8 protein-coding genes and 1 pseudogene are annotated in these 9,968 nt (G+C 55.2%); 1 reads left to right on the top strand and 8 read right to left on the bottom strand.

Translation table 11 applies throughout. From position 1 onward, the window contains the following. Positions 1 to 163: 163 nt before the first annotated feature. Positions 164 to 1,708 (top strand): Ppx/GppA family phosphatase, encoded by a 1,545-nt coding sequence (locus N0M98_RS20795; RefSeq protein WP_259619024.1) that lies wholly within the window; start codon positions 164 to 166, stop codon positions 1,706 to 1,708. Here the strand turns inward: N0M98_RS20795 and N0M98_RS20800 are convergent. The 8 genes and pseudogenes from N0M98_RS20800 to N0M98_RS20835 form a co-directional block, all read right to left on the bottom strand. Then, a complete protein-coding gene (locus N0M98_RS20800; protein ID WP_259619025.1) occupies positions 1,668 to 3,770 on the bottom strand; it encodes an RNA degradosome polyphosphate kinase in 2,103 nt (700 codons plus the stop codon). The genes N0M98_RS20795 and N0M98_RS20800 overlap by 41 nt on opposite strands. A 168-nt stretch (positions 3,771 to 3,938) precedes the next feature. Continuing rightward, a complete protein-coding gene (locus tag N0M98_RS20805; protein ID WP_259619026.1) occupies positions 3,939 to 4,361 on the bottom strand; it encodes an acyl-CoA thioesterase in 423 nt (140 codons plus the stop codon). A gap of 212 nt (positions 4,362 to 4,573) precedes the next feature. After that, a complete protein-coding gene (gene pyk, locus N0M98_RS20810) occupies positions 4,574 to 6,331 on the bottom strand; it encodes a pyruvate kinase (RefSeq protein ID WP_249865198.1) in 1,758 nt (585 codons plus the stop codon). Next, the gene (gene accA / locus N0M98_RS20815) at positions 6,324 to 7,304 is read right to left on the bottom strand and encodes an acetyl-CoA carboxylase carboxyl transferase subunit alpha (RefSeq protein ID WP_249865199.1); all 981 of its coding nucleotides are present in this window, start codon (positions 7,302 to 7,304) and stop codon (positions 6,324 to 6,326) included. The genes pyk and accA overlap by 8 nt, the downstream gene beginning before the upstream one ends. Beyond that, positions 7,294 to 8,217 (bottom strand): acetyl-CoA carboxylase, carboxyltransferase subunit beta, encoded by a 924-nt coding sequence (accD, locus tag N0M98_RS20820; protein ID WP_249865200.1) that lies wholly within the window; start codon positions 8,215 to 8,217, stop codon positions 7,294 to 7,296. The genes accA and accD overlap by 11 nt, the downstream gene beginning before the upstream one ends. A 48-nt stretch (positions 8,218 to 8,265) precedes the next feature. Beyond that, the gene (locus tag N0M98_RS20825) at positions 8,266 to 8,457 is read right to left on the bottom strand and encodes a hypothetical protein (protein ID WP_028548091.1); all 192 of its coding nucleotides are present in this window, start codon (positions 8,455 to 8,457) and stop codon (positions 8,266 to 8,268) included. A gap of 191 nt (positions 8,458 to 8,648) precedes the next feature. Then, positions 8,649 to 9,221: a phosphatidylglycerophosphatase A family protein gene (locus tag N0M98_RS20830; RefSeq protein WP_249865201.1), complete on the bottom strand. Its 573-nt coding sequence runs from the start codon at positions 9,219 to 9,221 to the stop codon at positions 8,649 to 8,651. Between the two features lie 225 nt (positions 9,222 to 9,446). Next, positions 9,447 to 9,968 (bottom strand): annotated as a pseudogene (locus N0M98_RS20835) (DNA polymerase III subunit alpha); the annotation flags it as partial.

The raw sequence follows: 9,968 nt of genomic DNA on the forward strand, positions 1-9,968 counted from the left end.
CACTGTGAATTATAAATCTGACGGGTAAATTGTGGGAAAAGTCATGCTCGCTAACAAGGATTTGCTACCGAATGTTAATTTATTCCGAAACATTTTGCGGCCGGCGCAAACAATGATAAAATAGTGATATTTGAAACCGCTGAACCATGAATGGGGGGATACGATGGAAATCAACCGCAGAATCGGCATCATAGATATCGGTTCCAACTCAATCCGGCTTGTCGTGTACGAAATCAATTCCCTTCATGCTTACAGAGTGATCGGTGAATTTAAGCAATCGGCCAGACTAAGCCAAAAAATCGGAGCGGATAATACGCTTCCGGGCGATGAAATCGACCGTATCGTTCGTATGCTGCGCCATTTCCGCGAGATTTGCGACGCCAACGGCGTTTCCGAAATTCGCGCCGCGGCTACCGCCGCGATCCGCAATGCGGCCAACAGCCGGCAAATTATGACGGCGCTGCGGGAGCAAAGCGGCATCGACGTGCGCCTGTTGTCCGGGGAAGACGAAGCGCGCATCGGATTTCTCGGGATGATTCACTCCCTGGACGTCGAAGACGGCTGGCTCGTCGATATCGGCGGAGGCAGCACCGAGATCTCGTTATTTCTCGGCCGGCGGCTGGTGAGCAGCGTCTCCTTTCCGTTCGGCGCCGTCAATACGACCCGCAACTACGCGCCGGACGGCCATTTCTCCGAGGACACGCTCGCCAAAATCCGGCTGATGGTGCGGCAAGCGGCCATCGGCGAACCGTGGATTCGCGAGCATCCGGGGCTGCCGCTGATCGGACTCGGCGGCACGATCCGCAATTTGGGCAAAATCAATCAGAAGAAGCTCAAATATTCGCTCCCGCAAACGCATAATTACCCGATGTCCGCCCAGGAGATGGAAGAGCTTATGCACTGGCTGCCTTCGCTGCCCGCGGAGAAGCGCAAGAAGGTCGACGGCCTCTCCAAGGACCGCCACGATATTATCGTCCCGGGTCTGACGATTCTGCATACGCTGTTTCAGCTGACCGGCTCCAGCCATTATATCGTCAGCGGCGCAGGGCTCAGAGACGGCTTGTTCCACGAAGCGTACTTGGCGGACCGGCCGGCCGCCGGCAGCATGGCCGAGCTCAGCGCCCGCAACATGCTCGGGCTTCATCCGTGCGCGCCCGCAGCCCATTTGGAGCTGGTGGCCGCCAATGCCGCCAAGCTGTTCGACGCTCTGCAAGAGATTCACGGCTATGATTCGCGTATCCGCGGATGTCTGCATACCGCCGCGCTGCTGTACCGGATCGGCGTATCGGTCAATTACTATCAATTCGCCAAGCATTCCTTTTACATAATCGCCCATTCCCGCCTTGACGGTCTCAGCCATCGCGAGCTGCTGCTCTGCGCGGCCGCCGCTTCCTACAAGACGAAGAATCGGGTGCATCCGATTTACCTTCAGTATAAGGGCATCTTGCTGGAAACCGACGTCGAATTGATCGTCCGCCTGGGCACGCTGCTGCAGCTCGCCGCGGCGCTGGACTGCTCCGAAACACAGGAGCTTGCGATGATCGAAGCGAGGGTTAACGAGAATACGGAGCTGCAATTGCTCGTCCATTCGAAAAAAGACCCCTCTGCGGAATACAGAGAGATCTCTTCTTTAGCCAAAGATTTCAAAAAGGTATGGGGTCTGAAGCTTACGCTTCAGGATGAGGCTTCTTCTTTTTCCACGATTTGATCCGCATCGCCTCGAACTGGCTTCGAAGCGGCACTTCTTCGTTAATGACGCGCACGTACATCCCGTTCGATTGAAGCAGACGGGCTTTGACGTTATCGCTTAAGCTCAGCTCCAAAATCCGGATCAGCGACTCCTGAATCTGCTTGTCGAACACCGGACAGATCAGCTCGATACGGCGGGTCAAGTTGCGCGTCATCCAGTCGGCGCTGGAAATATAAACTTCCCTCTCGCCTTCGTTCTCGAAATACAGAATGCGCGAATGCTCGAGAAAGCGGTCCACAATGCTCAGAATGCGGATATTTTCGCTTAAACCAGGGACCCCCGGCCGCAGGCAGCAGACGCCCCGCACGATCAGATCGATCTTCACGCCGGCTCTCGATGCGGCATACAGCTCGTCGATAATTTCCTGATTGGATAAGGAATTGAACTTGGCTACGATTCTCGCCGGCTTTCCGAGAGAGGCATGCATCGCTTCGCGGCGAATTTTCTCGAACAGCTTATCCTTCATATCGGTCGGAGCGACGCCGAACGCCTTCCAGTTATGGGGCGCGGAATAACCGGTCACCTCATTGAACAATGCGGACGCATCCTCGCCGATAATCGTATGGGACGTGAACAAGCCGACATCCGTATACAGCTTCGCGGTGTTGTCGTTATAATTGCCGGTGCCGACATGGACGTAACGGCGCAATCCGTCCTGCTCCTGCCGCACGACCAGCGTAATCTTGGCGTGCGTCTTCAGGCCGACAAGGCCGTAGACGACATGGCAGCCCGCCTGCTCCAGCTTGCGCGCCCATGCGATATTGCGCTCTTCATCGAATCTCGCCTTCAACTCGACGACGACCGTCACCTGCTTGCCCGATTCCGCCGCGCTCGCCAGCGCTTCGATTAACGGAGAATTGCCGCTGACGCGGTACAGCGTCACCTTGATCGCCAGCACCTTCGGATCGTCCGCCGCCTGGCAGATGAAATCCGTGATCGCATCAAACGATTCGTACGGATGATAGACAAGCACGTCCTGCTGCCGAAGCACCTCGAAGATGTCGTCCGTATCGTCCAGTTCGGCCGGATACACCGGCTCGATCGGCTTGTAGCGAAGATGGTCGTATCCTTTGAGCGAGCCCGACAGCTTCATGAAATACGTCAAATCGATCGGACCGTCAATCTCAATCGTATTGTCGCTAATTTCAAATTCGTACTGCAGCTGCTCAAGCGCATAGGGATGAATGCCCTTCTGTACCTCCAGTCGTACCGGAGAACCCCAGCGGCGGCGGCGCAGCTCCTTCTCGATCTCCTCCAGCAAATCCTCCGCGCCTTCTTCATTGAGCGTCAAATCGGCATTGCGCGTCAAGCGGAAGGCATGGACCGCGACCGGCGTATAGCCGGAGAACAGCGTATGCATATGCTGCTCCATCAGCTCCTCCAGCAGGACGAACTCATGCTTCTTGCTGTTGGAACGAACGGGCACCTCGATAAACCGCGATAAGTTCGAAGGCACCTGTACAATGGCGAAATACGGCTCATCCTCCGGGTCCTCGTCCTCCTTCATCAACACCACAGCAAGGTACAGCGCCTGGGTATGTACGAGCGGGAACGGCCGGCTCTGGTCAACCGCCATCGGCGTCAGCACGGGAAAAATAATTTCATGATAATATTCATCCATCGCTTTGCGCTGGGTCAGATTCAGATCTTCGTAATCGGTAAAAATAATGCCTTCCTTACTCAGCTGCCGGGTAAGCTCGCGATACGTTTTATACTGCTCGGATACCATTTTGGACGCTCGCTTCATCACGCGCTTGAACAGCCCCGCCGGCGTATAGCCGGTGAAATCCTTTTTCACGTACCCGGCCTTGATCTGATCCTTCACGCCGGCCACTCTGACGCTCATGAACTCGTCCAGATTGGACGATACGATGGCCAGAAATTTCATCCGCTCCAAGAGCGGAGTCTCCGGGTCTTGCGCTTCTTCCAGCACGCGCCAGTTAAATTCGATCCAGCTTAAATCGCGGTTCAAATAATCATTCGATGATGCTTCTCTTTCTCTCGGCGTCATCTCTTTCATATCGTCACGTAACCTCCATCAGATGTGCCCCGTTTTCGAAAATGAAACTTGAAGCGGCCATCGCGCCTATTCGTTTTCATTCTGCTTTCTTCATGGTAGTTCGACATTGTCATCGGAGATTAGGTTCTTTGTAAATTTTATGTAAAGAAGGCGGGAGTATTCCGTCTTTTACGCTTCAGGCAGCTTTTGCAGCAGCTTGTACAGCTCCGGGGCCGCCTTGTCGATCCGCGTCGGCTTCCAGTCCCGGTTCAGCCATATATGACGCGTGCCGCCGGTAACCAGCAGCTCTTCCCCGCGCCGAATCTCCGAGGCGAACTGCATCCGCAGATGCGTATACTCCTCCACCCGCGTGCGGATCGTGACGATATCGTCGTACTTCGCCGGCTGGCGGAATTTGAGCTCCGCATCGATGACAGGCAGCAGCAGCCCGCACTCTTCAATCGTTTGATAAGGCATGCCCAGCGAGCGGATCAGCTCGGTGCGTCCGATTTCGAACCAGTTCAAATAATTCGCATGATAGACGACGCCCATTTGATCCGTTTCCTGATAACGCACTCTGATCGTAAACTCAAACCATGGTGATGGAGACATCAGAACATCCTCCTGCAAGCTATTATAGCCTATTTGTAATGAGAAAACCGCCGCCTGTCGCAAAGGAACGCACGCTGCTGCGACTTAGGCTTAGAATCCAAACGCCGAGAAAAAAAGAGTGAAACCGATGTAAGAACGTCGACTTCACTCTGGGAAAAACTTGTTTTGGTTAAAATCGGACTAGCGGCAAGCATGCAGCTCGCTTCGCGGAATTACAAAACGCGGGCGCGTCCGGAGTAAATAACGCCGACTTCCGGATAGATCGACACTTCCTCGCCGTCCTTGATCAACCCCAAAGCGCCATCCACGCCGACGATGACCGGTTTGCTCAAGCTAATGCCGACTACCGCCGCATGGGAAGTAATGCCGCCCGTTTCCGTAATGATCGCAGCCGCCTTCTCGATGGCGGGCATATAATCCTTGTCCGTCGTCAGCGTAACCAGAATGCAGCCTTCTACCGCTTTAGCTTTAGCCTCTTCTGCGGAGCGGGCGGCTACGACCTTGCCCGTGGCGATTTGAGTGCCGATGCCTTGGCCTTTGGCGATCATTTCGCCGATTTGATGCACTTTGATGAGGTTCGTAGTTCCGGAGCGGCCTACTGGCACGCCTGCCGTGATGACTACGGTATCGCCCAGGCTGACCACACCCGCCTTAACGCTGCTGTCAACGGCAAGCTCGAACAGCTCGTCCGTCGTTTGGCAATGCTCGCCTTTGATCGGTATAACGCCCCAGACAAGCGACAAGCGGCGAAGCACTTGCTCGTTAGGAGTTACGGCGATGATCGGAGCTTTCGGACGGTATTTGGATACCATGCGAGCCGTATAGCCGCTCTCGGTAGCCGTCAGGATCGCTTTGGCGTCCAAATCGAGCGCGGAGTTCGCTACCGCTTGGCTGATCGATTCGGTTACCGTTTTTTGCTGCGCGTTGCTTTGACGGATGAAAATTTCGCGGTGCTCCAGAGCCGCTTCGGCGCGCTCGGAAATTTTGGCCATCGTCAGAACGGATTCGATCGGATATTTTCCTGCAGCCGTCTCGCCGGACAGCATCACGGCGTCCGTACCGTCGAAGATCGCATTGGCCACGTCGCTTGCTTCGGCGCGCGTCGGACGCGGGTTGCGCTGCATCGAATCGAGCATCATCGTAGCGGTAATAACCGGTTTGCCGGCTTGATTACATTTCTTGATCATCGCTTTTTGCACGATAGGCACATCTTCGGCCGGAATTTCTACGCCGAGGTCGCCGCGGGCAACCATCAAGCCGTCGGACACTTCAAGAATTTCGTCGAGGTTCTCGACGCCTTCCTGATTTTCGATTTTGGAGATGATCTGGATATGCGTCGCATTGTGACGCTCCAGAATTTCACGGATTTCGATGACGTCGCTCGCTTTGCGCACGAAGGAAGCAGCGATGAAATCGACTCCCTGCTCGATACCGAAAATAATATCGTTCGCATCCTTCTCCGTAATCCCCGGCAGGTTGATTTTGACGCCGGGCACGTTCACGCCTTTTTTACCGCCGAGCAAACCGCCGTTAACGATACGGCATTTAATTTCGTTGCTGGTCAAATCGACGACTTCCAGACCGATCAAGCCGTCATCGATCAGGATTGTGGAGCCGACTTTGACGTCCTTCGGCAAATCTTTATACGTTACGGATACGCGCTCGGCGTCGCCAAGCACTTCTTCCGTCGTCAATGTAATGAAGTTATCCTGTACGAGCTCAACTTTTTGATCGTCTTTCAAACGGCCGGTACGGATTTCCGGACCTTTGGTGTCGAGCAGAATCGCCACGTTTTTGCCGAGCTCGGCACAAGCCTGACGCACGTTGCGGATCCGGTTGCCGTGCTCCTCGAAATCGCCGTGGGAGAAATTCAATCTGCACACGTTCATTCCCGCATCAATAAGCTTCTTGAACATGTCCAGCGATTCGCTCACCGGTCCGATCGTACATACAATTTTCGTTTTACGCATGGTTGTGGTTACCCTCCTGAATGTAAGTGAATCTGCCAATTTGTCTGAATTTTTGGTAGCGGTCTTCAACTAATTCCTTCTCTGATAAAAGCATCAATTCCTGCAAATGCTTCGTTAAAGTTTCTTTAATGACCTCGGCCTGGCGGTTCATATCGCGATGCGCGCCGCCCCGCGGCTCGGGAATGACGCCGTCGATAACGCCGAGCGCGTGAATATGGTCCGCGGTAATTTTCATAGCCGCCGCCGCTTCGCCCGAACGGGAAGCGTCTTTATACAAGATCGACGAGGCCGCTTCCGGGCTGCTGACCGAGTAGATCGCGTTCTCCAGCATGAAAACGCGGTTGCCGACGCCAAGAGCAAGAGCGCCTCCGCTGCCGCCTTCCCCGATAACTACACAAAGAATCGGCACACCGAAGGAAGCCATCTCCATCAAGTTTCTGGCGATTGCTTCCCCTTGTCCCCTCTCTTCGGCCGCGCCGCCCGGATAAGCGCCGGGCGTATCGATAAACGTAATGATCGGCCGCTTGAACTTGTTGGCCTGCTGCATCAAACGCAGCCCTTTACGGAAGCCCTCCGGATGGGGCATGCCGAAATGGCGCGCGATGTTATCCTTCGTATCCTTGCCTTTTTGGTGGCCGACGACGGTGACGGGAATCCCGTCAAGCCGCGCCAAGCCGCCTACAATTGCCAGATCGTCGCCGTAATGGCGGTCTCCGTGCAGCTCCATGAAGTCCGTAAAAATCAGCTGGACGTAATCGAGCGTCGTCGGACGCTGCGGATGACGGGCCAGCTGCATCTTCTCGGCTGTCGACATATTGCCGTACAGCTCGGCCGCCAGCTGCTCGTACCGCTGCTCCAGACGGGCGATTTCGTCCGTGAAATCGATTTGCTTCTCCGCGCCGAACTTGCGCAGCTCCTCGATCTTGTCCTTCAGCTCAAGCAGCGGCTGCTCAAAGGGCAATTCACTTGCCATTGGCCACTTCCCCCTTCACTACATGCAGATCCAGCAATCGGGTCAGCGTGTTTTTCATATCTTTGCGCACTACCACCATGTCCACCTGTCCATGCTTCAAGTTAAATTCCGCGGTCTGGAAATTGTCCGGCAGCTTCTGGCGAATCGTCTGCTCGATAACGCGGCGCCCGGTAAATCCGAATGCGGCTCCAGGCTCGGCCAAAATGTAATCGCCCAGCATCGCGTAGCTCGCCGATACGCCCCCGAACGTCGGGTCCGTAATGACCGAGATGAACAAGCCGCCCTGCTCGTTAAACTTGGCGATCGCTGCGCTCGACTTGGCCATTTGCATCAGAGAGAGAATGCTCTCCTGCATACGGGCCCCGCCCGAAGTAGAAAATATGATAAGCGGATCGTTTTTCTGCATGGCATGCTCGATAGCGTTCGTAATTTTCTCGCCTACGACCGAACCGAGCGTACCGCCCATGAAATCGAAGCTCATAACAGCTACGACAACAGGGAAACCTCCGATCGTTCCTTCGCCGGTAATAACGGCGTCGTTCATCCCCGTAGCGTCGACCGCTTTGCGGTACTTGCCTACGTAATCCGGGAATTCCAGCGGATCTTCGGAAATAAGTTCGGCGTCATATTCAAAAAATCGGCCTTCATCCATGACCATCTGAATGCGTTCGACGGCGCTGAGCTTGAAGTGATATCCGCATGAAGTGCACACTTTCAAGTTTTTTTCCAATTCTTTGGTGAATTGGATCGTAGCGCATTTGGGACATTTGTTCATCAAGCCTTCGGGAATTTCCCGCTTCGGCTTGTCTTCCGGCAATATTTCTCCGCTTTCTCCCGCACGGTTAACAGGCCTGTCCGTACTGGGCACCGTAGCGTACTTTCTTTTCTTTTGAAATAAATCTATAAATGACACGACTACACCTCGCTCGCGGTTGATGTTCAAATGCGGTCCGCACGGATCTTACGATCTATGCAAAATAGAATTCAACACATCTTGAACCTCTTCCAGTTCACCTTCCGGGACTAAAATTTCAAATTGATTCTTCGTCATGTTAATGGCCCGTACCTGGACTAGAAAGCCCTCTTCCGTCAGTTTCTGCTTGATTCTGTCTGCAATCTTTGCTGTAGGAGCTATATAAATAACGGTCCACATGAAAAAAGACCTCCCGAACATAATGCACTAATGATATCATATCTACACTTTTTCCCGCAAGAAAGGGTTATCGCGGCTCCCCCCGCTTCCTGAAAAAAAGGGCTCATATGAGGGGCCGGGAAATAATCCCAGCCTTTATCATTCGTTCGGGAGGCGTTACAAGCTTCGTCCGCAAACCGTAAATCATCCGTTTATTGTCCGTCCGTACCCCGGGAATCGTCCGCGCCGGAAGACGCGGAATCGTCCGATGTCTCGCCGGCGGCCGGAGGCTGCGCGGAAGCGGACGTTTTATCCAACTGATCCTGATGGCGGTGCGCGATCCGCGCCGAAGCCGCCGCAGCGAGGCCGGCAACCAGATCGTCGAGAAACACGTGGATGCCTGTCGCATGGTCGTTCAGCTCGCGAATGATGCCCATCTTCTCCTTATCCAAATAACCGAAGCTCGTAAGGCCTATCATTCCGTAGACATGAACGATGCCCAGAGCCAAAGTCTCATCGACGCCGTAAAGCGATTCGTCCCGCTCCATAATCGACTGCAGCGGCTCGGGGAGCAGCTTCTGCTCCGCCAGCTCATCAAGCGCAATACCGGTATATAACGTATATTGAACCTCGCGTTTTTTAAGAATGGACAGCACGCTGTCGATGCAGTCTTCCTTCTTGAGCGAAGCGTTATAAGGAAGCTGCAGCTTCCAGACGATGTCGGCGATCCGTTCGATCGTAACGCCCCTGCTTTGCAATCTCTCCACAATATGCTGATGCGACATAAAACAACGCCTCCTCCATAACAACTGGTAACCATGAGGATTCGCCCGTTCCCTTAGGCCTGCGGTTGGACAAGCTGTAAGGACAGCGACATCTTCTCGTACCCCGACTCCAGGGGCCAACCGCTTCGGCTAGCGGTATTCGGCGCCGGCTTGCCGGCCGGTTTGCGCTGCCTGCAGCCGCCGAAGACAACCCGGGTTACTAAATGTATGCGGAGGAGACGTCAATTATTTCACTTTTACCGTGTCTTTGCCAAGCAGTTCTTCCATCTCCTGAAACAGCTTCGGAGACGGTTTCACGTTGAATTGCTCGCTCAAGCCGAGCGTCTTCTGGCTCTTCTCGTAATACAGGACGACGGGCAGCGCCCCTTCGTGCTCCAGCAGCATCCGCTTCAATCGGGCCAGCACCTGAGGCTGCTCGTGATCGGCGGATATTTTGACGTATACCCGCTGGGAGCGCGCAGGCCGTGCGGCTTGACTCTGCCCGCCCGCAGCGGCTTGTTCGCGGCGCTGCTGCGCAGCCGTGTCCGCCCGGGCAGCTGCGCCCGGCTGCCCGGACTGTCTTCCGCCCGCGCCTTGGGCGGAAGACTGCGGCTGCGCGCTTGCGGCGCGGGTGACCGCTGGCTGCGAGCCAGCCGTGCGCGACGCCTGCGAGCCGGTCGCGCGCGTTCCTGCGCCAGGCGCGCCCGGCTGCCGCGGCGCAGTCGGCTGCTGCGCGCGGCCGGCGATGGCGCCGCCTGCGGGCGCGCG

Source organism: Paenibacillus doosanensis (genome assembly GCF_025060755.1).
Lineage (GTDB): Bacteria > Bacillota > Bacilli > Paenibacillales > NBRC-103111 > Paenibacillus_S > Paenibacillus_S doosanensis.